Below are 26,728 nucleotides of genomic sequence, written 5' to 3'. Positions count from 1 at the left end.
TGCAGCATCTGTCGCGAGGTGCGGACGATCTTGTTGATGGTCTCGTTCATATGCACCGGGATGCGGATGGTGCGCGCCTGGTCCGCGATGGAGCGGGTGATGGCCTGGCGAATCCACCAGGTGGCATAGGTCGAGAACTTGTAGCCGCGACGATATTCGAACTTATCGACCGCCTTCATCAGGCCGATATTGCCTTCCTGAATCAGGTCGAGGAATTGCAGGCCGCGATTGGTGTATTTCTTGGCGATGGAGATGACGAGGCGCAGGTTGGCCTCGACCATTTCCTTCTTGGCCTGACGGGCCTCGCGCTCGCCCTTCTGCACCATATGGACGATCTTGCGGAATTCCAGGATCTCCAGGCCGGTTTCAGTCGCCAGCGCATGGATGTCGCCGCGCAGGTCGTGAATGTCGTCCTTGGCGTTGGCGACAAAGTCCTTCCAGCCCCGCGCGCCGAGTTTGGACACGCGCAGCAGCCATTTCGGATCGAGCTCCGACCCGTGATAGTTCTTGAGGAAATCCTCGCGCGACACGCCGAAGCTTTCCGACAGGCGCAGCAGCTTGGTCTCAAGCCCGATCAGGCGGCGGTTGATGTCGTAAAGCTGCTCGACCAGCGCGTCGATGCGGTTCTGGTTGAGCGACAGCGACTTGACGTCGGCGACGATATCCTTCTTGAGCGCCTTGTACTTGCGCTCCTGCGCCGGGGTCAGGGCCTCGTTCTTGAGCTTGTTCTCGACATTCTGGTCCTGCAGCCGCCGCAGCTTCTTGTAGGCGTCGGCGACGCGGTCGAAGGTTTCCAGAACCTTGGGCTTCAGCTCCGTCTCCATCGCGGAGAGCGAGACTGAATTATCGAGATCGTCGTCTTCCTCGAAGGCGTCCTCGGGAACGGGCGGCTCGTCGAGCCCGGCGGGGGGATTGCGCGGCGCGGTGGAGGGCGCCTCGACCTCGGCCTCGGCTTCGGCTCCCGGGACAACCGCGGCTTCGCCTTCTCCCTCGCCCTCGGCTGTCTCATCTGTCGCGGCGGTCGCCGGGCCGGAATAAGTGGCTTCGAGATCGATGATTTCGCGCAGCAGAACCTTGTTTTCGACCAGTTCGTCACGCCAGATGATAATGGCCTGGAAGGTCAGCGGGCTTTCACACAGGCCGGCGATCATCGCCTCGCGCCCGGCTTCGATGCGCTTGGCGATCGCGATTTCGCCTTCGCGCGACAGCAGCTCGACCGAACCCATCTCGCGCAGATACATGCGCACGGGATCGTCGGTGCGGTCGGCGGGCTCGGACGAACGCGTCGCAACGGCCTTGGCCGCGACGGGCTCGACCAGGTCGCCGCCCTCGGCTTCCTCTTCTTCCGCGCCAGCCTCTTCCTCTGTCTCGTCGGCTTCCTCAGCCTCGATGACGTTAATGCCCATCTCGTTCAAAACGGCGTAGACGTCCTCGATCTGGTCCGAGGTGACTTCCTCGGACGGCAGAACGGCGTTCAGTTCGGCATAGGTGACGAAGCCCCGCTTCTTGGCGAGCTTCATCATGCGCTTGACGGCGGCGTCGGAGAGATCGAGCAAGGGGCTATCGGTCGCCTCGGCAACCCCGGCTTCGCCTTCCGGCTTCGCGTCGTCTTTTTTCGCCATGTTGACTCCAAACCGCAAAAACACGTGCGCATGCCCTAGCGAATCAGCCGCCGGAGGGCAAGGTGCGTGGAAAGTTTTAACGTCCGCTTAACCAAAGCGTGGCGTTTCTATCGAAACTCAATTCCCGGACGCGCCCCAACGAACGTCCCAAAGAACGCCCCAAGGAAAGGCGCGGGAATATATCCTCAAACGGACTTTTCTTCCCGGCCCGAACGCGCTCCGAACCCTTCAATCGAGGCTTCAACGCCCTCCAGCGCCGATAATTGCGCCTTGATATCAGCGAGAAACGCGAGATTGGCCTCTGAAGGCTCTTGAGCAAGAACCATTTCCGCCTGCCGCAGTTCCCTATTTAACGCCCGTTGTTTGTGATGCAAGGCCAGAGCCTGCCGCAGAACCTCGTCCGCGTCATTTTCATGGGCCTCCGGCCTTACGCACCACAATGTCGAAATTGTGGCGTCGCGCGATAAAGCCTCGATTTGCGGGCCGAATCCGCGCGCGACCAGCATGTCGCGCAAATCATGCGGCGCAAGGTCCGGCTCGACCAGCCCGAGCAGGGCGTCGCGCAGCTTCTTGCCGGTCGCGCCGGCGAAGTCGAGCCGCGCAATATCCTCGGCATGGCGGGCAAGCAGGCCTGGATGATTGATAAGCAGCGTGAGAATCAGATTCTCGCGCGGCGCGGCGGCCTCCCTCGGGGCTGAAAACAGGCTCGTTTGCAGCAGGGCCTGGCTCGCGGCGAGCGGCGCGCGCGTCCCCGCCTCGCGTCCGAACGAACGTCCGCCGCGCGAAAAGCCGCCGCTGTTGGCGGGCGGACGTGATCGGCCGAACAGATTCGCCAGCCTGTCGCGCAGATCGTCGAAATAATGCCGGCGCAGGTTTTCATCGCGGATCTGGCTTGCCGCTTCGCGCAAGCGGCGCTCCAGTCCCGCGCGCCGCTCCGGCGTGTCGAGCGCCTGGGCCTCGGCCTCGCGCAGAAAAAGCATTTCCACCAGCGGCTTGGCGGAGGCTAGCACGGCCTCGACCGCCTCGCGCCCCCCGGCGCGGGCGAGATCGTCCGGGTCCTGGCCCTCGGGGAGCAAAGCGAAGCGCAGGCTGCGGCCCGCCGCGATCAGGGGCAGAGCGGTGTCCAAAGCACGGAAGGCCGCCTTGCGCCCCGCCTTGTCGCCGTCGAAACAGAGAATCGGCTCCTCCGCCATCTTCCACAGCAACTCGCACTGATCCGCCGTCAAGGCCGTGCCCAGCCCCGCGACGACATGGGGGCAGCCGGCGAGGCTCATGGAAATGACGTCCACATAGCCTTCCACCGCCACCACCGTGCCGCGCTCATGCGCCGCCTTGCGGGCGTTGTGCAGGTTGTAAAGGTTCGATCCCTTGTGAAACAGCGACGTTTCCGCCGAATTCTTGTATTTGGGTTGCACGTCCTTGGCGAGCGCGCGGCCGCCGAAGGCGATCACCCGGCCCGAGCGGTCGCAGATCGGGAACATCAGCCGGTCGCGAAAGAAATCATAGGGGACGGCGATATCGGGGCCATGGGTGAGCAGCCCGGCCTCGATCATGGTTTCAGCGGAACAGCCCTTGCCGGCGAGATAATCGCGCAGGGCGAAGCGTTCGGCGGGCGCATAGCCGAGCCGGAATTTTTCGCGCGCCTCGGCGTCGAGGCCACGTTCAGTGAGATAGGCGCGGGCCTTGGCGCCGGAAGCGCCGCGAAGCTGGCGCTCAAAAAAATCCGCCGCCATCTCCAGCGATTCGAGCGTGGTAGCGCGTCTTTTTTCCGCCGCGGCGGCCTCAGGCGTGGCGACCGGCATGGCCAGGCCCGCCATTCCCGCGAGCCGCTCCACCGCCTCGGGAAAACCGATGCCCTGGGTTTCCATCAGGAAATTGAAATGGTCGCCGTTCTTGCCGGCGGAAAAGTCGTAATAGAAGCCCTTCTGGTCATTTACATAGAAGGAGGGCGTCTTTTCGGCGTTGAAGGGCGACAGGCCGCGAAATTCGCGTCCTTCCTTCTTGAGTTTCACGCTTTGCCCCACGACTTCCGACAAAGGAAGCCGCGCCCGTATCTCATCGAGGAAGGACGGCGGAAATTTCATATTGTTCCGAGCATAGGCGCGCAGCCTTACAAATGGGGACGCCGACCCAAGCGCGCAATTGACCCGGCGCAATTGTCGCCGCTATCCACAGGGCGGTCACGCAAAAACCGCCTGACCGCCATCTTGTGGACTCGCGAAATAGAGACAGATAGAGGGTGGCCGCCGACAACGCGGCCGGGGGAAACGAGAGAGTTTGCATGCGCTCTTTAGCCAGATTTGCCGAGATGAAGCGTAATGGCGAGAAAATCGCCATGCTCACCGCCTATGACGCGCCGCAAGCGCGGGCGCAGCAACAGGCGGAGATTGATGTGATCCTCGTCGGCGACAGCGTCGGCGTGAATATTCTGGGCTACGCCAGCGAGCGCGAGGTGACGCTGGCCGATATGGCGCATCACACCCGCGCGGTGCGGCGCGGCGCGCCCGATACCATCGTCATCGCCGACCTGCCCTTCGCCACCTATGATTCGCCGGAACAGGCGGTCGCCAGCGCCAAATTCCTGCAGCAGGCGGGCGCGGACGCCGTAAAATTCGAAGGCGCCCACCCGGAACTGGTGCAGGTTCTGGCCACTTCCGGCATTCCGGTCTGCGGCCATCTCGGCTTCGAGCCGCAACGTTGCGAGAAGCGCGTGCACGGCAAGAGTTTCGAGGAGGCCTCGCGGATATTCGAGGACGCCAAGGCGCTCGACGACGCCGGCGCGTTCATGCTGGTGCTGGAGCTGGTCCCGGCGGAGCTTGCCGCCGCCGTGACGCGCGCGATCAAGGCGCCGACCATCGGCATCGGCGCCGGCCCGGCGACCGACGGCCAGGTGCTCGTGTTCCCCGATGTGCTGGGCTATGGCGACAGGAATTTCCGTCACAACCGCCGCTACGCGGAGGTGGGCGCGGCGATGCGGGAGGCCTCCGCCGCCTATCTGCTCGACGTGCGGGCGCGAGACTTCCCGACCATGGCCAATTGCTCGGCCATGCCGGCAGAGGCGCTCGCGCAGTTCGAGGCCGAAATCCTCGAACGGCAAAGCTGAGCTCGCGGCGGGATCCATTCTCTTTCCGGCGGCACGAACAGCCTCGCTTCGGAAAAATGGCTCCTTTCCTCCTTGATATCTTTGGACGAGTCGCCGCTCTTGTCATGACGCCGTGGGCGTTTAATCTGGACGAGACGGAAAGAACGGCGTCACGCGGCCTTCGCGTGACGACCGGGCTCCAACCAAAAGGACCGCCGCCGCAAGGGAGGAAAAGATGTGCCCTTTTTTCGCCAACCAACATCCGGATTCTTACGCCTTCGAGACGCGCTCGATCCGGCTGAACGGGCAATCGACCAGTATCCGCCTGGAAAAAATGTTCTGGCGCATCCTCGAACAAATCGCTCGCGAGCAGGACATGAGCGTGCCCCGCTTCATTTCAACCTTGCATGGCGAGGTGCTTAACTTGTGGGGAGAGGTGGCGAATTTCACGTCCCATCTGCGCTGCATCTGCATTGTCGCATTGGAAAATGGACCCAATGCGGCGCTCGACCGGCGGCGGGTCGCCTGACAAATTTCTCACGATTCGTAACATTGGAATACCACCCGCCGCATCAGCCTGCGGCTAGTCTTTCTTCAGGGCGCGCCCCGCGCGGCAAGGAAGGAAAGGCAAATGATGGCGAAGGCGATCCACGCCATGATCCGCGTTCTCGACGAACAGCGGTCGCTTGATTTTTACGACAAGGCCTTCGGGCTGAGGGTGTCCAGCCGGCTGGATTTTCCCAGCTTCACCCTGATCTATCTGCGCAATCCCGAAGCCGATTTCGAGATCGAACTCACGGTCAACAAGGACCGGACCGAGCCCTATTCGCATGGCGAAGGCTATGGCCATATCGCCTTCGTGGTGGACGATCTTTCAGCCGAACATGCGCGCTTTCAGAGCCTCGGCCTCAACCCGCTCGACATCAAGGAATTTGCGCCGGACGGGAACCTGATCGCGCGTTTTTTCTTCGTGCAGGACCCGGACGGCTACAAATACGAAGTGCTGCAGCGCCACGGCCATTACCGGTAAGGCTTGTTGAATTGAGGGGGCGCGGCTTTGTCGCGTCCGCCATTGGCGTCGGAGAAGCCCGCGAACGGGCCGCGACGAAACAAACAAAAAAATCGCGAGGGAGGACACAAATGCTCGGACATCACGGCGCTCACGCGCCCCATTCGCCTAGTCGACGCCTGTTCCTGCGGCGGTCGTCGGAAATGGCTTTCGCCGCCGCCGTCGCCGTCAGTTCCGGCGGCGCGCTGATCAGCGCCACCGAAGCCTGGGGGCTGGAGGTCAAGGGGCTGCAACCCGAAACCATGAAGACGCTGATCCTCATGTCGCGCGACATCTATCCCCATGACCGGATCGCCGACCGCTATTACGCGATCGCAGCCAAGCCCTTCGACGAGAAGGCCGCCGCCGATCCTGCCCAGAAGGAAATGTTCGAGAAGGGCGTCGCCGAACTGAACGCGCTCGCCGGCCCCGGCGGCTATGTCGGAACCGGCTGGGAGGCCGATCGCGTCGCCTTGCTCAACAAGATCTCCGGCACGCCCATGTTCGAGACAGTGCGCTCGACGCTGGTCGTCTCGCTCTACAATCAGCAGGAGATCTGGCCGATCTTCGGCTATGAGGGCGAGTCCTATTCCAAAGGCGGCTACATCCATCGCGGCTTCGACGACCTCGACTGGTTGTGAACGACAGGATTTGGGAGAGGACCATGGCTGCGAAATTCAATCTCAATGACGACAATGTGGTTGTCATCATTGGCTCGGGCGCCGGCGGCGGAACGCTTGGCAATGAACTGGCCCAAAAGGGAGTGAATGTCGTTGTGCTCGAAGCGGGCGCCCGGCATACGATCGAGGATTTCGTCAATGACGAATGGGCGAGCTTCGCCCAGCTCGCCTGGACCGACGCCCGCACGACCTCCGGAACCTGGCGGGTGGCCAAGAACTTCCCCAACCTGCCGGCCTGGATCGTCAAGGCGGTGGGCGGCACGACGACCCATTGGGCGGGCGCGTCGCTGCGCTTGCAGCCCCATGAATTCAAGGCCCTGACGACCTATGGCAAGATCGACGGCGCCAATCTGCTGGACTGGCCGATCACGCTGGAGGATATCGAGCCCTTCTACGCCCGCGCCGAGGACAAGATGGGCGTGACCAGGACCAATGGCCTGCCGGCCTGCCCGGCAACAATAATTTCAAGGTGTTCAAGGCCGGCGCCGACAAGCTCGGCTACAAGGAATGCAATACCGGCCATATGGCGATCAATTCGGTCGAGCGCGACAATCGCAATTCCTGCCAGCAGACCGGCTTCTGCTTCCAGGGCTGCAAATGGGGCGCGAAATGGTCCACGCTCTACACGGAAATCCCGAAGGGCGAAGCGACCGGCAAGATGGAAGTGCGCCCGGAATCGCGCGTGCTGCGAATCGAGCATGATGACGGCGGCAAGGTCAGCGCCGTGGTCTATGTCGACAAGGACGGAAACCAGCAGCGCCAGAAGGCGCGCGTCGTTTGCGTCGCCGGCAATTCCATCGAGAGCCCCCGGCTGCTGCTCAATTCCGCTTCGCCGAAATATCCGGACGGCCTGGCCAATTCGTCGGGCCAAGTGGGCCGCAATTACATGCGTCACGTCACCGGCTCGGTCTATGGCGTGTTCGAAAAGCCCGTCCACATGTTTCGCGGCACGACCATGGCCGGCGTGATCCGCGACGAGGGGCGCAATGATCCGTCGCGCGGCTTCGTCGGCGGCTATGAACTGGAGACGCTGTCGCTGGGCATTCCCTTCATGGCGGCCTTCCTCGATCCGGGCGCCTGGGGCCGGTCCTTCACCAGCGCCATGGACGACTATCCGAACATGGCCGGCATGTGGATCGTCGGCGAGGACATGCCGCAGGAACGCAATCGCGTCACCCTCAGTCCGACAGTCAAGGACAAGTTCGGCCTGCCGGTCGCGGACGTCCATTTCGACGATCATCCCAATGACGTCGCCATGCGCAACCACGCCTATGCGCAGGGGAAAAAGCTCTATGAATCCGTTGGAGCGATCAGGACGCTTCCGACCCCGCCTTATCCCTCGACCCATAATCTCGGGACGAACCGGATGAGCGAGAAGCCGCGCGACGGCGTCGTCAACAAATGGGGCCAGACCCACGACATCAAGAATCTGTTCGTCTCGGACGGAAGCCAGTTCACGACCGGCGGGGCGGAAAATCCGACCCTGACCATTGTCGCCCTGGCGATAAGACAGGCCGAATATATCGCCGCGCAAATGAACGCCCGGGCGATTTGATGCGTAAATCCACGAACGGAGGCGCTGACCCGCCGACGCCATAAGCGGCTCAGCCTTTGAAATTGCGCCGCCATTGGGTCGGCGAAAGCCCGAACGCCGCCCGGAAATGGCTGCGCAGGGACTCCGGCGACCCGAAGCCCGCTTGTTCCGCGATGAAATCGACCGAGTGATCCGTGCTTTCGAGCAGGCGTTGCGTCAGCGACAGGCGCTCGCCAATCAGCCAGTCGCCGAAGGTCATGCCGGTTAGTTGGCGAAAGCGCCGCGTGAAACTGCGGCGGCTGATCATTGCGCGCGCGGCGATACTATCCAGATCGTGCGGCGCTTGCAGATTGGCCCGCACCCAGTCGATCAGCCCGGACAGGCGGGACTCCCGCGCTGTCCGGGGCAAGGGCTGTTCGATATATTGGGCCTGGCCGCCCTGCCGATGGGGCGGAACGACCAGCCGTCGCGCCACGCGATTGGCCGCCTCGGCGCCATAGCCCTGCCGCAGCAAATGCAGGCAGCAGTCGATTCCCGCCGCCGTGCCCGCCGAGGTCACCAGCGAACCGTCCTCGACATAGAGGACGTCGACATCGACCTTCACTTCGGGAAAACGGCGGGCGAAGTCCTCCGCATAGGCCCAGTGTGTGGTGGCGCGCCGCCCGTCGAGCAGCCCGGCTTCCGCCAGGACATAGGCCCCAAGGCACAGGCCGACGATTCGCGCACCGCGCCGATGCGCCCCCGCCAGCCGATCCAACAACTCCTGCGGCGGCCGCTCTGATGGATCGCGCCAGCTCGGGACGATGATCATGTCGGCGTCGTCCAGGGCTGCCACGCCAAGTTCGGTTGAAATCTCGAAACCGGCCGTGGTGCGCAAAGGCCCCGGCTCAGCGGCGCAAACCCGCAGCTGGAACAATGGCGCGCCCGGATGCGGGTCGCCGAACACCACGCAGGGCACCGACAGATGGAAAGGGCTGATCCGGTCGAAGGCGACGACGGCGATCACGGGCTGGTGCATCAAGGGCTCGGACCACCAGAAAGGGATTGGCCTGATCCTACCGGATATTGTCATTCGGGTCACTAGCTGGCGCGGCGCAAGGCGAAGAAAATCACCTCCTCAATCGCAACCCGGAGAGAACGCAATGTCAGCCCGCAAAGCCGCCCTGATCGTCATCGACATCCAGAACGACTATTTTCCTGGCGGCAAATTTCCTCTGTGGAACGCCGAAGGCGCGCTGGCCAATATCGAGCAGGCCATAGCCGAAGCGCAGGCGCGCAAAATTCCGGTCATTCTCGTGCAGCATGTCGCGGATTCCGCCAAAGGACCCGCCCCCTTTTTCAACGCGGGCTCGGAAGGCGTCGAACTTCATCCCCGCATCAAGGCCGCTGCGCCGAACGCCCCGATCGTGACCAAGAGCCACGCCGACGCTTTTTTCCAGACGTCGCTGGAATCGACGCTGCGCGAGTTGGGCGTCAATGAACTGCTCATCTGCGGCATGATGACCCAGAACTGCGTGACCCACACCGCGATCTCGAAGGCGGCCGAGACATATCAGGTCGCGATCCTGCCCGATTGCTGCACGACGGTCAGCGAAATCCTGCACAAGATCGCGCTCAACGCAGTCGCGACGCGGCTGGCGCTGACGCCCGCCGCCGACGCGTTCGCCGCCCGGGCGGCGTGAGTTACGCCAGGGCCTTGCGCTTCTCCATCATCTCGACGAAACGCGCGAAGAGATAATGGCTGTCCTGCGGGCCGGGCGAGGCCTCGGGATGGTGCTGCACCGAAAAGGCCGGGCGGTCGGTCAGCGCAATGCCGCAATTGGAGCCATCAAACAGGGACTTGTGCGTCTCGACGGCATTGTCCGGCAGGCTGTCGGGATCGACGGCGAAACCGTGATTCATCGAGACGATCTCGACCTTGTCGGTGGTGAAATCCTTGACCGGATGATTGGCGCCGTGATGGCCCTGGCTCATCTTCATCGTTTTCGCGCCGACGGCGAGCGCCATCATCTGGTGCCCAAGGCAAATGCCGAAGGTCGGGATCTTCGCCTCAAGGATCTTGCGGATGGTCGGCACGGCGTATTTGCCGGTCTCGGCCGGGTCGCCGGGGCCATTGGAGAGGAAGATTCCATCTGGCTTGAGCGCGAGAATGTCCTCGGCGCTGGCCGTCGCCGGAACCACCTTCACATCGCAGCCGGCTTCCGCCAGCAGGCGCAGGATATTGCGCTTCACGCCGAAATCGAGCGCCACCACCTTGAGGCGCGTCCCGTCTTGCACGCCATAGCCCGAGCCTAGCTTCCATGTGGTCTCGGTCCAGCCATAGTCCTTTTGCGCCGTAACGCCAGGCACGAGGTCCATGCCGTCGATTCCCGGCCAGCCCGCCGCTTCCGCCTTCAGCGCGTCCAGATCAAACTTGCCGTCAGGATCATAGGCGATGACCGCATTGGGCATGCCCTTTTCGCGGATCAAGACCGTCAGGGCGCGGGTGTCGATCCCGGCCAGCCCGATGATTCCGCGCGCTTTCAGCCAGGCGTCGAGGCCAAGCTGCGCGCGAAAATTCGACGGCCCCGTAACCGGCGCCTGCACGATCAGCCCGCGCGCGCCATGGACGCGCTCGAAATCCACCGTCTCGATGTCCTCGTCATTGGCGCCGACATTGCCGATATGGGGAAAAGTGAAGGTCACGATCTGCCCGGCATAGGACGGATCGGTGAGAACCTCCTGATAGCCGGTCATGGCCGTATTGAAGCAGACCTCGCCCACGGCCTTGCCGGGCGCGCCGAATCCGACGCCCTCGATTACCGTCCCGTCCGCCATGACCAGCACGGCGGTGGCGAGGGGCTTGGCCCATCCTTGTTGTTTGGCTTGATCCTGCATCGCGACCACTCTAAAAATCTGCGCGAACGAGCCGCCCCTCGGAGCGGCCGTCCCGGCCGTCTGCATTTAAGAGGCTTAAGCCCCCGGCGCAAGTTTTGCGCGCGGCTTTCGCGGAATGGCGGAAAGACAGGAACAGATCATGCTGCGCGAACAATTCACTTCCGAACTCAAACTGGCCATGAAGGCCGGCGAAAAACGCCGCGTCGAGACCATCCGCATGATCACCGCCGCGCTGAAGGACAAGGACATCGAGGCGCGCGGCGCCGGCAAGGAGGTGAGCGAGGACGACATTCTCGCCCTCCTGCAGAAACTGGTGAAGAGCCGCCAGGAATCGATGGAGATCTACGACAAGAATGGCCGCCCCGAACTCGCCGCGCAGGAGCGCGAAGAAATCGCGGTGATCGCCACCTTCTTGCCACAGCAGATGAACGACGCCGATGTCGCCGCCGCGATTCAGGCCGCCATCGCCGAAACCGGCGCCGCCTCGATCAAGGACATGGGCAAGGTGATCGCGCAATTGAAGGCGCGTTACGCCGGCAAGATGGATTTCGGCAAGGCCAGCGGCCTAGTTAAGGCGGCATTGGCGGGATAATTTTAACAATCCCGCAGTTCTTGCCGGTTAGGCTCGATCTCGTGCGCGCCCTGCGCGAGATCGAGCAGCAATATCCATGTTAGCGCAAACCGTGAAAATCGTCGCCGCGCTGGTCTTTGTGGCCCTGCTTTCGGTCGCAGCGCTGCAAGATCACTGGTTCGAGCGCGGCAGCAGCGCCCTTCGCGCTTCGCTCGCGCCACAACGCGAGACGATCGTCGTCCAGCCGGCGCCCGCCGCCCTCCCTGCGCCCGCAGCGAGGCCCGCCTCTCATTCCGGCTACGGCATGGTCGAGCTTTCGCCGGACCGCAACGCGCAATATGCGACCGACATGGAGATCAACGGCGTGCGCATTCACGCCTTGGTCGACACTGGCGCGAGCCATGTGATGCTGACGGCGGAAGACGCCCGCGCCGCCAATATCGATCCGCCCGCCTCGGCCTATACCGCCGCCGTGCAGACCGCCAACGGAACCGTCTTGCTAGCCCCCGCGCGCCTACGCGAACTTCGCGTGGGACAGATCAGCGTGAGCAATGTCGAGGCGCTCGTCGCAAGGCCGGGCCAGACCGGGATCAGCCTGCTCGGCATGAGTTTTCTGCGCAAGCTCTCGAGCTTCCAGGTCGCCGACGGCCATTTCCTGATGAAGCAATGAAAAAGGCGGGCCAGAAGCCCGCCTTTTCTTCGTTTGACCGCGCGGCCGCTCGGCGGCGCTTACGCGCAGCCGTCTCCGAGCGCTCAGATCACTTCTTGCCGAAGGACAAGCCGGCGAAGCGCGAGTTGAAGCGCGACAGGCGGCCGCCACGGTCGAGCAGCTGCTGCGAGCCGCCGGTCCAGGCCGGATGGGTGGAGGGATCGATGTCGAGATTCAGCGTGTCGCCCTCCTTGCCATAGGTGGAGCGGGTCAGGAACTCGGTCCCATTGGTCAGGACGACCTTGATCGTGTGGTATTCGGGATGGATATCGGATTTCATGGCTTCGACCTTGCGGTTTCCGTGACGGAACGCCGCCTTGGAACCCAGAAAAGCGACGCCTCGCGGCGCCGGGAAAGTGGAAGGCCGCCTTCTATACCAGCCGGCGTCCAAGAGCAAGCCTTGGCGGCGTAACAAGGGCAAGCCTTGGCGGCGTCAAGGGCAAGCCTTCGTAACAAGAGGACGCCCCCCTGATTTCGCCAGCCGAAAACGTGCGTTTTCCCGCGCAACGTCTTATATAGGCGCCATGACCGACGCATCCATGACCGACGCCTCCACGCCCAAACGCTCGCCGCGCGATTCCCTGAAATCCCTCGCGCCCATCCTGCCCTACGCCAGAAGGCGGCTCACTTGGGCGCTGGGCGCGCTCGCCGCGCTGACGGTCGCGTCCGCCGCGACGCTGGTGGTGCCGCTCGCCGTGCGCGGCATGATCGACCGGGGTTTCGCCACAGATCACGCCGGCGTCGTCAATTCCTATTTCGTCATCCTGATCGGCGTCGTGGGCCTGCTCGCGGCGGCTTCCGCCGCGCGCTATTTCCTGGTCATGACGCTTGGCGAGCGCATCGTCGCCGATCTGCGCGAAGACGTCTTCGCGCATTTGACCCGGCTCGACCCCGCCTTTTACGACACTGCCCAGACCGGCGAGCTGGTGTCGCGACTCACCGCCGACACCACTCAGCTCAAAGCCGCCTTTGGCGCTTCGGCCTCGATCGCCTTGCGCAATCTGTTCATGTTCGTCGGCGCGACCGGCCTGATGATCTTCACCAGCGCCAAATTATCGGCCCTGGTGCTGATCGCCATTCCGATCATCGTCGTGCCGCTGGTCACGGCCGGACGCTCGGTGCGGGGCCGCTCGCGCGCCGCGCAGGACCGGCTCGCCGAAGCCAGCGCCTTCGCGGGGGAAAATCTCGGGGCCCTGCGCACCATGCAGGCCTTTGGCGCGGAGGCCGCCACGACAAAGCGCTTCGCCGAGGCCGCCGAGGGCGCTTATGTCGCCGCCCGCGCCGCCACCAAGGCCCGCGCGCTCCTCACCGCCTTCGCCATCTTCCTCGCCTTTTCCAGCGTGGTTGGCGTGTTGTGGCTCGGCGCCCATGACGTGCTCGCCGGACGCATGACAGGCGGCCAGCTTTCGCAATTCGTGCTTTACGCCGTGCTCGGCGCGAGCTCGCTCGGGCAATTGTCGGAAGTCTGGAGCGAAATCTCCGCCGCCGCCGGCGCCGCCGGCCGCCTCTCCGAAATCCTGGCCACAGTTCCCACCATCGCCGCCCCGGCGCAGCCGCAGAAACTGCCCGAGCCCGCGCGCGGCGAAATCGCCTTCGACGACGTCGGCTTCGCCTATCCCGCGCGGCCGGACAAAAAAGTATTCGACAATCTCTCCTTCACCATCGCGCCAGGCGAGAAGGTCGCCATCGTCGGGCCGTCCGGCGCAGGCAAATCGACTCTGTTTCAATTGCTGATGCGCTTCTACGATCCCGTCTCCGGTCGCGTCTGCGTCGATGGCGTGGACGCAAGGCAAGTCGATCCGGCCGAACTGCGCCGCCGCATCGCGCTGGTGCCGCAGGACCCGGTGATCTTCTCGGGCTCAGTCACGGAGAACATCGCCTACGGGACGCCGAACGCCGCGCCCGCCGCGATCGAGACGGCGGCCGAGCGCGCGGCGGCTGGGGATTTCATTCGCGCTTTGCCGCAGGGCTTCGCGTCGCGGCTTGGCGAACGCGGCGTCACCCTGTCGGGCGGCCAGCGCCAGCGCCTCGCCATCGCCCGCGCCATTCTCAAGGACGCGCCGATCCTGCTTCTCGACGAGGCGACCTCGGCGCTCGACGCGGAAAACGAAATTCTGGTGCAGCAGGCGCTCGACCGGCTGATGCAGGGCCGCACCACGCTCATCATCGCCCACCGCCTCGCCACAGTATTGGCCGCCGACCGCATTCTCGTGATGGAGTCCGGCCAGATCGTCGAGCAGGGAACCCATGCCGAACTCGTCGCCGCCGACGGGCTTTACGCGCGGCTGGCGCGGCTGCAATTCGACGCCGGCGCGAAGGGGCTGGAAGCCGCGACGGCTGAGTGATCAAAGTTTCAGGCAAGAATTGAGAAGCGCCGCATCCGAGGCGCAGCCGGCCAAGACAGCTCGGCGCGAAATCGCGGGCCAGCCGATAGGAAGCTCGCCGGCAGGCTTTTGCCAGCGATGTCGTCCGATGCGGACGAAGGCGAAAATCGCTTTACGAGCGTTAAAGCATCATTGTCTTGATTGGCTTTTTCCAAACAGCGCCATCGTTGGAAATTCGCAAGCGCTGAAATACCAACAGAAGCAATAACAAAATTGCAACGATAACAATCGTAATAGCCAGACGCACATGTAACTTTAAATAATTATTATCGTGACTGCCTGAAGAATGGAGCGCGATAAACATGCCTGCGAGAGGCAAAAGTTTCAATATAGGTCCTCAACATGTCTGGTCGAATTTTAACTGATAAGATCGTGCCGCTCGGCATGGGTCTTTGCCTCGGACTTGTGCTTGTCGTTCCCGTAAAAGTTATATTTAGCTCGGGCTCGGCTGCATCGGGAACGCTCGCGGAGGCTGAGGCCGCATTCGCCAGTAAAAATTACGCGACCTCCCTGAATCTCCTGAGACCGCTTGCGGAAAAGGGCGATGCAAAGGCGCAGCACGGCCTTGCGACCCATTATAAATATGGCTTGGGCGTCGACCAGGACAATGCGAGCGCGCTCAAATGGGAGGGCCTTTCCGCAGCGCAAGGTTACGCCAAGGCTGAATCGGCGCTCGGCAGCATCGTCTTGAGCGGCGACCTTGGCGTTCAACCCAACGACAAGCAGGCCTTGAGCCTATTTCAGCAAGCGGCCGATCAGGACGATGCGACTGGCCAGTTTTATGTCGGCTACATGTTGGGCGCGGGACGCGGCGTCCCTCAGGACGATCAAGAGGCCATGAATTGGTATCGCAAGGCGGCCGATCAGAATGGGGCCTATGCGCAATACGCCCTCGGCGTCCTTTACGCCAATGGCAAAGGCGTGGCGAAAGATCATGACGAGGCGTTGAACTGGTTTCGCAAGGCGGCGCAATATGGCGACGAGACCATGAAAAAGGCGGCGATACAGATCATCGCGAGTATCGATTTTGAACAGACGAAGGTCACGGAAGTGTTGTCCAACCTCGACATGTATCAGCTCAAAATGCTGATGAAAACAATGTCGCTTATAAATTGTGGACAGCCCATCGGAACGAAATACAGCATGACCAATTTTACCAAGGATCAGGCTTTTAATAATACGCCGTGGCCGCAAGCTGTCGCGATCGCCAATAAAATAGCGACGACAAAGTGTACGGACGCCAAAAATACGACAGAAATCGCGCTTTTCGACTGAGCGCCTTAAAGCAGAGCAAAACGATAGCCCCGATCCGACCCCTCGAGATCGGGGCTTTATCGCGCCCGCGTGTCCGGCGTCCAGCGCAGCGAAAGAATCGGCAGGCCGGATAGCGGGTTCACGCCTACGCCGACGCGCTCAAAGCCTTCGCCATGATAAAAAGCCAGCGCGCGGAAATTGTCGGCGTTGACGTCGAGGCTGAAGCCCTCGGGACAGGCCTGTTTGGCGTGACGGATCAGCTTTTGCGCCGCGCCTGAACCCAGCGCGCGCGGATGGACCGCGATCTGCTCAAGCCATTTGCGCGCCGGTTCGTAAAGCACAAAACCGATCAGGCCCTCGCTGTCCTCGGCGACGACAATATGGGCGCCCCGCGCGGCGGAGTCCGCGAACAAATTCGCGAGCCAGGGCGCGCGGGCGGCGAAATCAATATCCGGACGGGCGAGGGTCCAGGTTTCGATCCACAGGGCCAGAACATCCGGCCAATCCTCGTCGCTATAGGGACGCAGCGAGATCGTCATCGTTCCGTGATCTTGAGTTCGATCCGGCGGTTGCGCCGCAAGGCGTCCTCGCTGTCGCCCTCGTCGATCGGCTGGAATTCGCCATACGCGCCCGCCAATATATGTTGCGGCAAGAACCCCTTGGTCAGCAAATATTGTACGACGGCTATGGCGCGCGCGGCGGACAGGTCCCAGTTGGACTTGAATTGTGGCGACGAGATCGGGCGCTTGTCGGTATGGCCGTCCACCCGCAGAACCCACGGAATCTCGGGTGGAATTTCCTTGGCCACTTCGGAGAGCGCGACAAAGATCTTGTCCACCGCCGCCTTACCTTCCGTCGTGAGGCTCGCCTGCCCGCTTTCGAACAGCACCTCCGAGGGCAGCACGAAACGGTCGCCCACCACCTTGACGTCAGCCCGTTCGCCGAGAATTTCCCGCAGCCTCCCGAAGAAATCCGAGCGATAGCGCGCGAGTTCCTGAACCTTCTGCGCGAGAGCGACATTCAGCCGCGAGCCGAGATCGGCAATGCGCGCCTGGTTTTCCTTGTCCTTGGCCTCCTGCGCGCCAAGCGCGTCCTGCACGGCAGCGAGCTGGCGACGCAAGGCCGCGATTTGCTGGTTGAGCAGATCGAGCTGTGCCTGTGCGCGCGCGGAAAGCTGCTTTTCGGCGTCGAGATTTTCCGCCGCGGCGCCCGCGCCGGCCGCGAGCGCGTCGCGCTCCCGGCGCGTCGCTTCGAGCGTCGCTGTCAGCGCGGCCAGGTTTTGCTGGGCCTCGGCCTTGCCGCCCTTTTCGAGCGACAGGATCGCCGTCAGCTCCTCGATCTGCCGGTTCAGCCGCGCCAGCGCGGCATCCTTGCCGCCGACGTCGCGCGACAGGAAATATTGCGCGAAGACGAAGACCGAAAGCAGAAAGGTGAGCACGAGCAGCAGGGTCGAGAGCGCGTCCACGAAGCCCGGCCAGTAATTCATCGCCTCCGGCCGGCGGCGACCGCGAGAGAGAGCCATCAGCGCGGCCCCGGCTTCTCGCCCGAGAGATGGGCTTCCACCACCGCCTGCAGCCGCGCCTGCCGTTCCGCCTGAGCCTCGACCCAGTCGCGAATCATCTGTTGCTCCTGCCGCATGTGCCGCACCAGGGCCTGCACGCCGGTGGCCAGGCCTTCCAGCGCCTCGGTGGAGTCTTGCTGCGCGCCTTGCGGCGCCCGCGCCGCTTCGAGATCGGCCGAGAGCCGGTCTTCCAGCTCGGTATAGAAGCGGCTCTGCGCCTGCCCGGCCTGTAGATCGAGAAAGCCGAGCACCAGCGAGCCGGAAAGGCCGAACAGCGAGGAGGTGAAGGCGAGGCTCATGCCCGCGAGCGGACGGGCGAGGCCGGATTTGAGATCATTGAACAGGGAGGTCGTTTCGCCGCCGCCCTGCAGCGAGGCGATGACGCCGCCGATGGAGCCGACCGTCTCCAGCAGGCCCCAAAAGGTGCCGAGCAGGCCGAGAAATACCAGAAGGCCGGTGAGATAGCGCGACGTCTCGCGCGATTCGTCGAGGCGCGTGGCGACCGAATCCAGCACCAGCCGCAGGATCTGCGGCGAGAGGGGCGCCTTGCCCTTTGGCCCGACGATCCGCGCCATCGGCGCGAGCAGAGCGGGAAGCCTTGCGGGCGCGCCGTCGTCATGCGCATTGACCCAGGCGATTTCACGATAAAGCCGCGCCACCTGCGTCAGCGCCAGCAGCACGCCCAGCGCCGCCGCCGCCACGATGAGGCCGTTCAGGCCGGGATTGGCCATGAAAGCGGTTTCAATCTGGCTATGCAGGATCGCGGCGACGAACCCGACCAAAATCAGGAACACCACCATGCGCACCAGGAAAATGGTGGGCGAGGACAGGCGATAGTCGTCTTTTTCCGGCATCCGGCGCTCTCTTGAGAATTGACCTTAGGTTGAGCGCAACGATGAGGTAAATTCAAGACGAATATTCGGGGCCCGCCCCGGCAAAACGCGCCACGCGGCCCGAATATCGCGCCGCCTCAGGCCTTTTTAAGAAGATCGAGCAGCTGCTTGTGGATGATTTCATTGCCGCAGCAAATCGAGCCTGTGCCGAACACGTCCTGCTTGCCATCGGCGTCGGTCAGATAGCCGCCCGCCTCGCGCACCAGCACGATGCCCGCCGCCATGTCCCAGCTCTTCAACCCGCGTTCCCAGAAGCCGTCGAAGCGGCCAGCCGCGACGAAAGCGAGATCGAGCGAGGCCGCGCCGAGGCGGCGCACGCCGCCCGCCCGGGTCATGACCGACGATAGCTCCTGCTTGAAACGCGGATGAATCTTGGCGGCGGCGAGCGGCGGAATGCCGGTGGCGATCAGGCCCTCGGAGACGTCGCGGCGCGCGGCGACGCGGATGCGACGGTTGTTGTAATAGGCGCCCTGCCCCTTTTCGGCGACGAAAATATCGTCCGTGGCGGGATTATAGATCACGCCCGCAACCATCTGGCCCTCGCGCTCCAGGCCGATCGACACGGCGAAGATCGGCAGGCCGTGCAGGAAGTTGGTGGTGCCGTCAAGCGGATCGACGTGCCAGACATGGCTCTTGTCGGAGCCCTCGACAATGCCGCCTTCCTCCAGCACGAAGCCATAGCCGGGACGGGCCTTGGACAATTCCTCGAAAATCGTCCGTTCCGCCTTCTTGTCGGCAATCGTGACGAAATCGCCCGGTCCCTTGACCGAGACCTGGAGATTTTCGACCTCGCCGAAGTCGCGCTTCAGGCCGCGCCCCGCCTTCAGGGCGGCGGAGGTCATCACATTCATCAGTGCGGAATTGATCATGGGGCTTTCCGGGGCCAGTCCCCGCAGGGATGGCAAATGCGCAAATTAGATGCGGAAGTCAGGCGCCAGGGTCGGGCGCGATACGAAAGTCTCAGGTGATTTGCCCTGCGCGCGCGCCCGCGTCAAGCCGAGGCGCAGGTCAAGTCTCATTTGCCGAGATAGGACTTGATCGCCGTCTCGACCTTTGGGCGCTCGTCCTGCGTCAGCTTCGCGGTTTCGGAATCGAGCCAGGGGTCGCGCAGGCCGGCGGAAGCCGAAAGAATGGCCCATTTCGCCGCCTCGACGCGATCCGGCTTCACGCCGCGCCCGGCGAAGAGCATGCGAGCGATGCGGTTCTGCGCCACGGCATTGTTGCGATTGGCTGCGCGGAGCAGCCATCTGGCCCCGCCCGCCTCGTCCGCCGGAACGCCGTCGCCATTGAACAGTACGATGCCATATTCGACTTGCGCCGCAAGAAAATCCTCCTGCGCCGCGCGCAGCAGCCATTGCGCCGCCTGGGTCCGGTCCTTTTCGACGCCCTTGCCCTCGCGATAAAGCAAGGCCAGCGAATAGGCGGCGTCGGCGAAGCCGAGATCGGCGGATCGGCGGAAATCAGCCGCCGCCTGCTTGAAGTCCGAGGCGACGCCATTGCCTTCGAGCGCGATGACGCCGAGGTTGAACCAGGCGCCTGCATGATCCTGCGCGGCGGCCTTCTCGAACAAGGCCCGCGCCGCAGCGACGTCCTTCTTCTCGCCGTCGCCGGCAAGAAAGGCGTTGCCAAGGACATATTGCGCATTCTTGTCGCCAGCCTCGGCGGCAAGCTTGTACCAATGCAGCGCTTCGTCGCGCTTTTGCGGAACGCCGACGCCCGACGCATAAAGCTCGGCGACGAGGGTCATCGCCGCCGCGTCATGGCTGTCAGCGTCGATGCGTTTCATCGCCTCGTCGAAAGCCGTGCGGAAATAGCCGCGCTGGAAGGCGCCGAAAGCGTGGTCCGGCTGGCCCGGCGCAAGAATGGCGCAGGCCGGACTGGCGGCGAGAACAACCGCCGCGAAAAACGCGAATCTGGCGGCGTGACGGCTCAAGCCCGCGCCTCCGCCCGGTCGAGCGCGGCCTGGGCTTCGGCGACCGCGGCGGCGGGGCCGCGCGGATCGTCGAAAATTGTCGCCCCCAGCGCCACGAATTCCGCGCCCGAACCGGCAAGGGATTCCACATCGCCCAGTTCATGCGCCACAGCGATGCAGGGGACGTTGAACAGTTCCGCCCACCAGGACGCGCGTTCGAGAATTTCGGCGGCGCTTTCTCCGCCCGGCTCAAGCCCCCCGAACATCAAATAATCCGCGTCGCTTTCTCCGGCCGCCATGGCCTCGTCGCGATTGGCGAGACCGCCCACGCCGACGATGCGCTCCGGCTTGAGGCTGTCCAACGCGCTCGCGAAATTCTCGCCGACGCCCTCGATATGCACGCCATCTGCGCCGGCGCGGGCCGCCAGCTGCGGATCGTCCGGCACCAGCAAGGCAGCGCCGGCGTCCTGCACGAGCGGCGCGAGCGATCTGACGATCTTTTTCCGCGCGCCTTCATCCTGTGAGGCGAAGCGCAGCAGCACACAGGCGACGTCGCCCGAGTCCAGCGCGGCCTCGAGTGCAGGCGCGAAGCCTTCCGCGTCGGCGATCGGCGGGGTGATGAGATAGAGGCGGGGTTTGATGAAGTCGGTCATGGTCGCCGTGGCAATGGCTCAATTCAAAGGCAAAAATGGGGCCGCGGCAAGCCGCGGCCCCATCGCGATTCTTTCAGACGAAAGCCGCCCGAAACGCCGCTCAGGCGGCTTTCGGGGCCAGTTCGCCCACGGCGTAACGCTTGGCCATCTCGCCGAGCGTGAACACCTTCTTGATCTTGGAGGCCTGGCCGGCCGTGTTGAACTCTTCGAGGCGCTGGCGGCAGATCTTCGTCATGGCGTCGGTCGCCGGCTTCAGATATTTGCGCGGGTCGAATTCGCCGGGGTGCTCCGCGAAAACCTTGCGAATCTGGCCGGTGATGGCCATGCGGTTGTCGGTATCGATGTTGATCTTGCGCACGCCATGCTTGATGCCGCGCTGGATCTCCTCGACCGGCACGCCCCAGGTCTGGGGCATCTTGCCGCCAAAGGCGTTGATGATGTCCTGCAGGTCCTGCGGCACCGAGGAGGAGCCGTGCATGACCATGTGCAGGCCGGGCATCTTGCGGTGGATATCCTCGATCACGTTCATCGCCAGGATGGCGCCATCGGGCTTGCGCGAGAATTTATAGGCGCCGTGCGAGGTGCCCATGGCGATGGCCAGCGCGTCGACGCCGGTCGCCTTGACGAATTTCACGGCGTCGTCGGGATTGGTGACGAGCTGGTCATGCGACAGCTTGCCTTCGAAGCCGTGGCCGTCTTCCTTCTCGCCCATGCCGGTTTCGAGCGAGCCAAGGACGCCGAATTCGCCTTCGACCGAAATGCCGCCGAGATGCGCCATGTCGGCGACATATTTGGTGACGCCGACATTATAGTCCCAGTCGGCCGGGGTCTTGCCGTCCTCTTTCAGCGAGCCATCCATCATCACCGAAGTGAAGCCAGCCTGCATCGCGGTGAAGCAGGTCGAGGCGCTGTTGCCGTGATCCTGATGCACGCAGATCGGGATCTGCGGATAGATTTCGACGCAAGCGTCCATCATGTGCTTGAGCATGACGTCATTGGCATATTGGCGGGCGCCGCGCGAGGCCTGGATGATGACCGGCGCGTCCACGGCGGAAGCGGCGGCCATGATGGCCAGCGCCTGCTCCATATTATTGATGTTGAAGGCCGGAACGCCGTAATCGTGCTCAGCGGCGTGGTCGAGCAGCTGGCGAAGGGTAATGCGAGCCATGCGCGATCCTCTCCTCATTTGAAAACTGACAGGCGCGCGTTTAACGCACTTGGCGCGGGTTGGGAAGCAAGCCCTTTGACGCAGCCTTAACGCGCGGCGCCGGGATGTTCCCGGACATCGACCAGGCGCTTTCTATCAACGGCCTGCAGATCAACGCGTTCCGAGGCGTTCGGCGATGCGAACGGTTGTTGGTGGTGGCACAACCGTCCGCATTCATTTGCGGGTCAGGCGCGGAGCGCCTCGACGCCCGGCAGGACCTTGCCTTCCAGCCATTCGAGGAAGGCGCCGCCGGCGGTCGAGACATAGGAGAACTTCTCCGCTACGCCAGCGTGATTGAGCGCCGCCACCGTGTCGCCGCCGCCGGCCACGGAAAGCAGCTTGCCTTCCTGGGTCAACCGCGCGGCGAATCGGGCCACGGCGTTGGTCGCCGCGTCGAAAGGCTCAAGCTCGAAAGCGCCGAAGGGGCCGTTCCAGACCAGTGTCTTGATCGCGCCCAGCACGGCCTCGACCTCCGCCACCGATTTCGGGCCGGCGTCGAGGATCATCTCGTCGTCGCCGACATGATCGACGCTGACGATATGCGATGGCGCATGGGCCCTGAACTCGGTCGCGACGACGGCGTCAAGCGGCAGCACGATCTGGCATTTATTCGCGGCGGCGTTCTTGAGGATTTCACGTGCGGTGTCGAGCAGGTCCTTTTCGCACAGGCTCTTGCCGACCTTCTTGCCTTGCGCGGCGAGGAACGTATTGGCCATGCCGCCGCCGATGATCAGGAAATCGACCTTCTTGGTCAGATTGCCGAGCAATTCCAGCTTGGACGAAACCTTGGCGCCGCCAACGACCGCGCCGACCGGGCGGGCCGGCTTTTCCAGCGCCTTGGACAAGGCCTCGATCTCGGCCTGCATGGTGCGGCCTGCATAAGCGGGAAGTTTGCGCGCCAGACCCTCAGTCGAGGCGTGGGCGCGATGGGCGGCGGAAAAAGCATCATTGACATAAATGTCGCCAAGCGCGGCCAAAGCCTCGACCAGCGCGGGGTCGTTCTTTTCCTCGCCCTTGTGGAAGCGGGTGTTTTCCAGCAGCAGGACGTCGCCGTCAGCCAATTTGGCGATGGCCTCCGCGGCCGGGGCGCCGATGCAATCCGTGGCGAAGGCGACCGGCTTGCCGAGATGCCCGGCGAGCGCGGCGGCGACGGGCTTCAGCGAATTGGCTTCGTCCGGCCCATTCTTCGGGCGGCCGAAATGAGCGAGCAGGATAAGCTTGCCGCCCTTGCCGGAGATTTCGTTCAGTGTCGGCAGGATGCGGTCGATGCGGGTGGCATCGGTCACCTTGCCATTATCCATCGGCAAGTTGAGATCGACGCGGACAAGCACGCGCTTGCCCTTGAGTTCAGCGGAATCCAGGGTGCGAAAAGCAGACATGGCGGCCTCGGGCGAAAGAAATGAAGAAAAAAGCGCGCTTCCGTTTTGGAAGCGCGCCGGAAATTTCGTTCAGATCAGCTTGGCCATCGCGACGGCCGTATCGGCCATGCGGTTCGAGAAGCCCCATTCATTGTCATACCAGGACAGGACGGACACCAGCGTGCCTTCCATGACCTTGGTCTGATCCATGTGGAAGATCGACGAATGGGGATCGTGATTGAAGTCGATCGAGACATTCTTCTCGGTCGTGTAGCCGAGCACGCCCTTGAGCGGGCCTTCAGCCGCGGCCTTGATGACGGCGTTGATCTCGTCCTTGGTGGTCGCGCGCTTGGCGATGAACTTCAGGTCGACGACCGAGACATTGGGGGTCGGGACGCGCAGGGCGAAGCCGTCGAGCTTGCCGTTGAGTTCCGGCAGCACGAGGCCGACGGCCTTGGCGGCGCCGGTCGAGGTCGGGATCATCGACAAAGCCGCGGCGCGGCCGCGATAAAGGTCCTTGTGCATGGTGTCGAGCGTCGGCTGGTCGCCCGTATAGGAATGAATGGTCGTCATCATGCCCTTTTCGATGCCGACGGAATCATTCAGGACCTTGGCGACCGGCGACAGGCAATTGGTGGTGCAAGAGGCGTTGGAGACGACCAGGTGATCCTTGGTCAGCTTGTGGTGGTTCACGCCATAGACGACGGTGAGGTCGGCGCCGTCGGAGGGGGCGGAGACCAGCACGCGCTTGGCGCCGGCGGTCAGCAGGCTCGCCGCCTTGTCGCGGGCGGTGAAGATGCCGGTGCATTCCAGCGCGATATCCACGCCCAGCTCGCCGAGCGGCAAGCCGGCCGGATCCTTGATCGCGGTGACTTTAATGGGGCCGGTTCCAACGTCGATGGTGTCGCCCGAGACTGTGACCACGCCGGGGAAACGGCCGTGGACGGAGTCATAACGCACGAGATGGGCGTTGGTCTCGACCGGACCGAGATCGTTCAGGCCGACGACCTGAATGTCGGTGCGGCCGGACTCGACGATGGCGCGCAGGACGTTGCGGCCGATGCGGCCAAAACCGTTGATGAAGACCTTAACCGTCATTTCGATGCGCTCCTTGAATGATCCCGTCAAAAAACGGGGGCTTTTTGCATCGCCCCTTCCAATTCCGGCGCTGTTCGGCGCGAAATTGCGTTAGAGGCCCTTTAATCCGTTTCGCGCCGCACAAGCAACCGCGGCGGCGTCGATTCCGAAGTGTTCAAAGAGCTTTCTAAAAGGCGCGGAGGCTCCAAAGCCCGTCATTCCGACAAAAGCGCCTTCGCGGCCCAGGAAAAGGTCCCAGCCCATGGGGATGCCCGCCTCGACCGCGACGCGCACGGGCGCCGCGCCGATGATCTCGCGCCGCGCCGCGTCGTTTTGCCGCAGGAACAGTTCGAAACAGGGGACCGAGACGACGCGGGTCGCAACGCCCTCGCCTTCCAGTATCTTCTGCGCGTCAAGCGCGATCTCGACTTCCGAGCCCGACGCGAACAGCGTGACCTTGGCCTCAGCGGAGGCCGCCGACAGCTCATAGGCGCCCCTGGCCGAGAGGTTTTCGGCAACGAACTCGCGGCGCACGGCGGGCAGGTTCTGACGGGTGAGCGCCAGCACGGAGGGCGCCGCGCGATTTTCCAGCGCCGCCTGCCAGCATTCCAGCGTCTCGGTCGCGTCCGCCGGACGGAAGACGAGCAGGCCGGGAATGGCGCGCAGCGCCGCCAGATGTTCGACCGGCTGATGGGTCGGACCATCCTCGCCGAGGCCGATGGAATCATGCGTCAGCACTTCGATCGAGCCAATTCCCATCAGCGCGGCGAGGCGCAGCGCCGGGCGGCAATAATCGGCGAAGGCCAAAAACGTCGCGCCCGAGGGGATCAGGCCGCCATGCAGCGTCATGCCATTGACCGCCGCCGCCATGCCATGTTCGCGGATGCCCCAATGGACATAGCGTCCGGCGTAGTTGCCGGGCGAAATGGCCGGGGTGGCCTCGACCTTGGTGTTGTTGGAGCCGGTGAGGTCCGCCGAGCCGGTGATCAGCTCCGGCACGGCCGGGGCGAGGACTTTTAGCGCGGCTTCGGAGGCCTTGCGGGTGGCGACAGCCGTGTCCACGCTCGCGAGGCGGCGCTTTTCCGCCGCGACGACCTCAGCCAGCGCCGCCGGGAGACGGCCTTCGAGGCGACGCAGGAATTCCGCGCGCCTGGCCGGCTCCAGCGCGTCGACCTTGGCCTGCCATTCGGCCTGGGCCTTGGCGCCGCGCGCGCCCGCCGCGCGCCAGGCGGCCAGAATGTCGTCCGGCACCTCGAACGGCGCATGAGGCCAGTTCAGGGCGGCCTTGGTTCCCGCCATTTCCTCGGCGCCCAGCGGCTCGCCATGGGCCTTGGACTTGCCCGCGCGGGTCGGCGCGCCAAAGCCGATCACCGTTTTGCAGGCGATGAGGGTCGGCTTGTCGGATTTCTGCGCCGTTTCCAGCGCGGCGAGGATGGCGGCCGAATCATGGCCGTCCACACGGGTCGCGGCCCAGCCGGCGCTCTCGAAACGCTTCAGCTGGTCGACCGAATCGGACACCGAGATCGCGCCGTCGATCGAAATGCCATTGTCGTCCCACAGGACGATGAGGCGGTTCAGCCTGAGATGGCCGGCGAGCGCGATGGCCTCCTGCGAGACGCCTTCCATCAGGTCGCCGTCGGAGGCGAGGACATAGGTGCGGTGATCGACCACGTCGCCGAATTCGGCGGCGAGCATACGCTCCGCCAGGGCGAAGCCGACCGAGGTGGCGAGGCCCTGCCCCAGCGGGCCGGTGGTCATTTCGACTCCCGCCGTATGGCCATATTCCGGGTGGCCGGGCGTCTTCGAGCCGAACTGGCGGAAATTGCGGATTTCCTCCAGCGTCATGCTCTTCTCGCCGGAGAGATGGAGCAACGCGTAGAGCAACATCGAGCCATGGCCGGCGGACAGCACGAAACGGTCGCGATCCGGCCAGGTCGGGTCGGCGGCGTTATATTTCAGCACTTTGGTGAACAGGACCGTGGCGACGTCGGCGGCGCCGAGCGGCAGGCCGGGATGGCCGGACTTGGCCTGCTCGACGGCGTCGATGGAAAGCGCCCTGACGGCGTTGGCCAGAGAGACGCTGCTGACTTCGGTCATTTCAGGATTCCGATCGTTTCGCTTGGAGGGTCGCCATTTGGCGGGGTTGATATCAGGTCGCGCCCGTGAGTCAAAGCTTCACCGAGCCACAGCTTCACGGGGCCAAAGAGCAAAAAGGGTCTAAGGAACAGAGCCGTCCAACCGCCCATGCCCCGCAAATCCGACGGAAAGCGCCCAATTTCCTGTGGCCTCGGCGGGGAACCCCTTGG

The 26,728-nt window shown here is 63.6% G+C and carries 24 protein-coding genes and 1 pseudogene; 10 read left to right on the top strand and 15 right to left on the bottom strand.

Annotated features, from left to right (window positions below; genetic code table 11):
* Both rpoD and dnaG read right to left on the bottom strand, forming a co-directional pair.
* A partial coding sequence (gene rpoD / locus QZ409_RS08365; RefSeq protein WP_296709277.1) for an RNA polymerase sigma factor RpoD occupies positions 1-1,622 on the bottom strand: 1,622 nt, incomplete at its 3' end.
* A 185-nt stretch (positions 1,623-1,807) separates the two neighbouring features.
* Entirely contained in the window at positions 1,808-3,706 is a 1,899-nt protein-coding gene (dnaG, locus tag QZ409_RS08360; protein ID WP_296709274.1) for a DNA primase, read from the bottom strand.
* Positions 3,707-3,903: 197 nt separating this feature from the next.
* On the opposite strand from dnaG, the gene panB reads away from it, so the two are divergent.
* The 5 genes and pseudogenes from panB (at position 3,904) to QZ409_RS08335 (ending at position 7,987) form a co-directional block, all read left to right on the top strand.
* Positions 3,904-4,725, top strand: coding sequence for a 3-methyl-2-oxobutanoate hydroxymethyltransferase (gene panB / locus QZ409_RS08355; RefSeq protein WP_296709270.1), 822 nt, complete (start codon positions 3,904-3,906; stop codon positions 4,723-4,725).
* A 214-nt stretch (positions 4,726-4,939) separates the two neighbouring features.
* A complete protein-coding gene (locus QZ409_RS08350) occupies positions 4,940-5,233 on the top strand; it encodes a ribbon-helix-helix domain-containing protein (RefSeq protein WP_296709267.1) in 294 nt (97 codons plus the stop codon).
* 105 nt (positions 5,234-5,338) lie between these two features.
* Entirely contained in the window at positions 5,339-5,734 is a 396-nt protein-coding gene (locus QZ409_RS08345) for a VOC family protein (protein WP_296709293.1), read from the top strand.
* 182 nt (positions 5,735-5,916) lie between these two features.
* Positions 5,917-6,393, top strand: a complete 477-nt coding sequence (locus QZ409_RS08340) for a gluconate 2-dehydrogenase subunit 3 family protein (RefSeq protein WP_296709291.1) — start codon at positions 5,917-5,919, stop codon at positions 6,391-6,393.
* A 23-nt stretch (positions 6,394-6,416) separates the two neighbouring features.
* Positions 6,417-7,987, top strand: a pseudogene (locus QZ409_RS08335) (GMC family oxidoreductase).
* 49 nt (positions 7,988-8,036) lie between these two features.
* Here QZ409_RS08335 and QZ409_RS08330 read toward each other — a convergent pair.
* Entirely contained in the window at positions 8,037-8,984 is a 948-nt protein-coding gene (locus QZ409_RS08330; protein WP_296709265.1) for a helix-turn-helix domain-containing protein, read from the bottom strand.
* A 124-nt stretch (positions 8,985-9,108) separates the two neighbouring features.
* Between QZ409_RS08330 and QZ409_RS08325 the strand changes: the two genes are divergently transcribed.
* Entirely contained in the window at positions 9,109-9,648 is a 540-nt protein-coding gene (locus QZ409_RS08325) for a cysteine hydrolase family protein (protein WP_296709262.1), read from the top strand.
* Between the two features lies 1 nt (position 9,649).
* Here QZ409_RS08325 and carA read toward each other — a convergent pair whose 3' ends face one another.
* Positions 9,650-10,843: a glutamine-hydrolyzing carbamoyl-phosphate synthase small subunit gene (gene carA, locus QZ409_RS08320; protein ID WP_296709260.1), complete on the bottom strand. Its 1,194-nt coding sequence runs from the start codon at positions 10,841-10,843 to the stop codon at positions 9,650-9,652.
* 139 nt (positions 10,844-10,982) lie between these two features.
* Between carA and QZ409_RS08315 the strand changes: the two genes are divergently transcribed.
* Both QZ409_RS08315 and QZ409_RS08310 read left to right on the top strand, forming a co-directional pair.
* The gene (locus tag QZ409_RS08315) at positions 10,983-11,435 is read left to right on the top strand and encodes a GatB/YqeY domain-containing protein (RefSeq protein WP_296709286.1); all 453 of its coding nucleotides are present in this window, start codon (positions 10,983-10,985) and stop codon (positions 11,433-11,435) included.
* Between the two features lie 76 nt (positions 11,436-11,511).
* A complete protein-coding gene (locus QZ409_RS08310) occupies positions 11,512-12,084 on the top strand; it encodes a TIGR02281 family clan AA aspartic protease (protein ID WP_296709257.1) in 573 nt (190 codons plus the stop codon).
* 88 nt (positions 12,085-12,172) lie between these two features.
* Here the strand turns inward: QZ409_RS08310 and rpmE are convergent, their stop codons facing one another.
* Positions 12,173-12,403 (bottom strand): 50S ribosomal protein L31, encoded by a 231-nt coding sequence (rpmE, locus tag QZ409_RS08305; protein WP_296709256.1) that lies wholly within the window; start codon positions 12,401-12,403, stop codon positions 12,173-12,175.
* Between the two features lie 244 nt (positions 12,404-12,647).
* Between rpmE and QZ409_RS08300 the strand changes: the two genes are divergently transcribed.
* Together QZ409_RS08300 and QZ409_RS08295 are read left to right on the top strand one after the other, a co-directional pair.
* Entirely contained in the window at positions 12,648-14,468 is a 1,821-nt protein-coding gene (locus QZ409_RS08300) for an ABC transporter transmembrane domain-containing protein (protein WP_296709252.1), read from the top strand.
* Between the two features lie 381 nt (positions 14,469-14,849).
* The gene (locus QZ409_RS08295; protein ID WP_296709248.1) at positions 14,850-15,782 is read left to right on the top strand and encodes a tetratricopeptide repeat protein; all 933 of its coding nucleotides are present in this window, start codon (positions 14,850-14,852) and stop codon (positions 15,780-15,782) included.
* Positions 15,783-15,838: 56 nt separating this feature from the next.
* Here the strand turns inward: QZ409_RS08295 and QZ409_RS08290 are convergent, their stop codons facing one another.
* From QZ409_RS08290 to tkt, 10 genes are all read right to left on the bottom strand, one after another.
* Positions 15,839-16,300 carry a GNAT family N-acetyltransferase gene (locus tag QZ409_RS08290; protein WP_296709246.1) on the bottom strand — a complete coding sequence of 154 codons (462 nt, stop codon included), beginning with the start codon at positions 16,298-16,300 and terminating at the stop codon, positions 15,839-15,841.
* Positions 16,297-17,283 carry a peptidoglycan -binding protein gene (locus QZ409_RS08285; RefSeq protein WP_296709243.1) on the bottom strand — a complete coding sequence of 329 codons (987 nt, stop codon included), beginning with the start codon at positions 17,281-17,283 and terminating at the stop codon, positions 16,297-16,299. Before QZ409_RS08285 ends, QZ409_RS08290 begins: the two co-directional genes overlap by 4 nt.
* A complete protein-coding gene (locus QZ409_RS08280) occupies positions 17,283-18,176 on the bottom strand; it encodes a flagellar motor protein MotA (RefSeq protein WP_296709241.1) in 894 nt (297 codons plus the stop codon). The genes QZ409_RS08285 and QZ409_RS08280 overlap by 1 nt, the downstream gene beginning before the upstream one ends.
* A gap of 116 nt (positions 18,177-18,292) precedes the next feature.
* Positions 18,293-19,084, bottom strand: coding sequence for an inositol monophosphatase family protein (locus tag QZ409_RS08275; protein WP_296709239.1), 792 nt, complete (start codon positions 19,082-19,084; stop codon positions 18,293-18,295).
* Positions 19,085-19,230: 146 nt separating this feature from the next.
* Positions 19,231-20,148: a tetratricopeptide repeat protein gene (locus QZ409_RS08270; protein ID WP_296709237.1), complete on the bottom strand. Its 918-nt coding sequence runs from the start codon at positions 20,146-20,148 to the stop codon at positions 19,231-19,233.
* The gene (locus tag QZ409_RS08265) at positions 20,145-20,780 is read right to left on the bottom strand and encodes a thiamine phosphate synthase (protein WP_296709236.1); all 636 of its coding nucleotides are present in this window, start codon (positions 20,778-20,780) and stop codon (positions 20,145-20,147) included. Before QZ409_RS08265 ends, QZ409_RS08270 begins: the two co-directional genes overlap by 4 nt.
* Positions 20,781-20,880: 100 nt before the next feature.
* Entirely contained in the window at positions 20,881-21,948 is a 1,068-nt protein-coding gene (gene fba / locus QZ409_RS08260) for a class II fructose-bisphosphate aldolase (RefSeq protein WP_296709234.1), read from the bottom strand.
* A 224-nt stretch (positions 21,949-22,172) separates the two neighbouring features.
* A complete protein-coding gene (locus QZ409_RS08255; RefSeq protein ID WP_296709232.1) occupies positions 22,173-23,366 on the bottom strand; it encodes a phosphoglycerate kinase in 1,194 nt (397 codons plus the stop codon).
* 69 nt (positions 23,367-23,435) lie between these two features.
* Positions 23,436-24,443, bottom strand: a complete 1,008-nt coding sequence (gene gap / locus QZ409_RS08250; protein ID WP_296709229.1) for a type I glyceraldehyde-3-phosphate dehydrogenase — start codon at positions 24,441-24,443, stop codon at positions 23,436-23,438.
* Positions 24,444-24,533: 90 nt separating this feature from the next.
* A complete protein-coding gene (gene tkt, locus QZ409_RS08245) occupies positions 24,534-26,519 on the bottom strand; it encodes a transketolase (RefSeq protein WP_296709227.1) in 1,986 nt (661 codons plus the stop codon).
* Positions 26,520-26,728: the final 209 nt, after the last annotated feature.

This window comes from Rhodoblastus sp. (assembly GCF_019449565.1).
GTDB lineage: Bacteria > Pseudomonadota > Alphaproteobacteria > Rhizobiales > Beijerinckiaceae > Rhodoblastus.
The sequence above is the reverse complement of the archived record's forward strand: the minus strand, read 5'-3'. Positions and strand labels throughout refer to the sequence as shown.

Bases quoted from the DNA above. Each gene is read 5' to 3' on its own strand.
- carA (WP_296709260.1), bottom strand. From the start codon at position 10,843: ATGCAGGATCAAGCCAAACAACAAGGATGGGCCAAGCCCCTCGCCACC.
- gap (WP_296709229.1), bottom strand. From the start codon at position 24,443: ATGACGGTTAAGGTCTTCATCAACGGTTTTGGCCGCATCGGCCGCAAC.
- fba (WP_296709234.1), bottom strand. From the start codon at position 21,948: ATGGCTCGCATTACCCTTCGCCAGCTGCTCGACCACGCCGCTGAGCAC.
- QZ409_RS08310 (WP_296709257.1), top strand. From the start codon at position 11,512: ATGTTAGCGCAAACCGTGAAAATCGTCGCCGCGCTGGTCTTTGTGGCC.
- QZ409_RS08350 (WP_296709267.1), top strand. From the start codon at position 4,940: ATGTGCCCTTTTTTCGCCAACCAACATCCGGATTCTTACGCCTTCGAG.
- QZ409_RS08330 (WP_296709265.1), bottom strand. From the start codon at position 8,984: ATGCACCAGCCCGTGATCGCCGTCGTCGCCTTCGACCGGATCAGCCCT.
- QZ409_RS08295 (WP_296709248.1), top strand. From the start codon at position 14,850: ATGTCTGGTCGAATTTTAACTGATAAGATCGTGCCGCTCGGCATGGGT.
- QZ409_RS08340 (WP_296709291.1), top strand. From the start codon at position 5,917: ATGGCTTTCGCCGCCGCCGTCGCCGTCAGTTCCGGCGGCGCGCTGATC.
- QZ409_RS08315 (WP_296709286.1), top strand. From the start codon at position 10,983: ATGCTGCGCGAACAATTCACTTCCGAACTCAAACTGGCCATGAAGGCC.
- QZ409_RS08275 (WP_296709239.1), bottom strand. From the start codon at position 19,084: ATGATCAATTCCGCACTGATGAATGTGATGACCTCCGCCGCCCTGAAG.
- QZ409_RS08345 (WP_296709293.1), top strand. From the start codon at position 5,339: ATGGCGAAGGCGATCCACGCCATGATCCGCGTTCTCGACGAACAGCGG.
- QZ409_RS08325 (WP_296709262.1), top strand. From the start codon at position 9,109: ATGTCAGCCCGCAAAGCCGCCCTGATCGTCATCGACATCCAGAACGAC.
- QZ409_RS08265 (WP_296709236.1), bottom strand. From the start codon at position 20,780: ATGACCGACTTCATCAAACCCCGCCTCTATCTCATCACCCCGCCGATC.
- tkt (WP_296709227.1), bottom strand. From the start codon at position 26,519: ATGACCGAAGTCAGCAGCGTCTCTCTGGCCAACGCCGTCAGGGCGCTT.
- rpmE (WP_296709256.1), bottom strand. From the start codon at position 12,403: ATGAAATCCGATATCCATCCCGAATACCACACGATCAAGGTCGTCCTG.
- panB (WP_296709270.1), top strand. From the start codon at position 3,904: ATGCGCTCTTTAGCCAGATTTGCCGAGATGAAGCGTAATGGCGAGAAA.
- QZ409_RS08280 (WP_296709241.1), bottom strand. From the start codon at position 18,176: ATGCCGGAAAAAGACGACTATCGCCTGTCCTCGCCCACCATTTTCCTG.
- dnaG (WP_296709274.1), bottom strand. From the start codon at position 3,706: ATGAAATTTCCGCCGTCCTTCCTCGATGAGATACGGGCGCGGCTTCCT.
- QZ409_RS08290 (WP_296709246.1), bottom strand. From the start codon at position 16,300: ATGACGATCTCGCTGCGTCCCTATAGCGACGAGGATTGGCCGGATGTT.
- QZ409_RS08300 (WP_296709252.1), top strand. From the start codon at position 12,648: ATGACCGACGCATCCATGACCGACGCCTCCACGCCCAAACGCTCGCCG.
- QZ409_RS08285 (WP_296709243.1), bottom strand. From the start codon at position 17,283: ATGGCTCTCTCTCGCGGTCGCCGCCGGCCGGAGGCGATGAATTACTGG.
- QZ409_RS08255 (WP_296709232.1), bottom strand. From the start codon at position 23,366: ATGTCTGCTTTTCGCACCCTGGATTCCGCTGAACTCAAGGGCAAGCGC.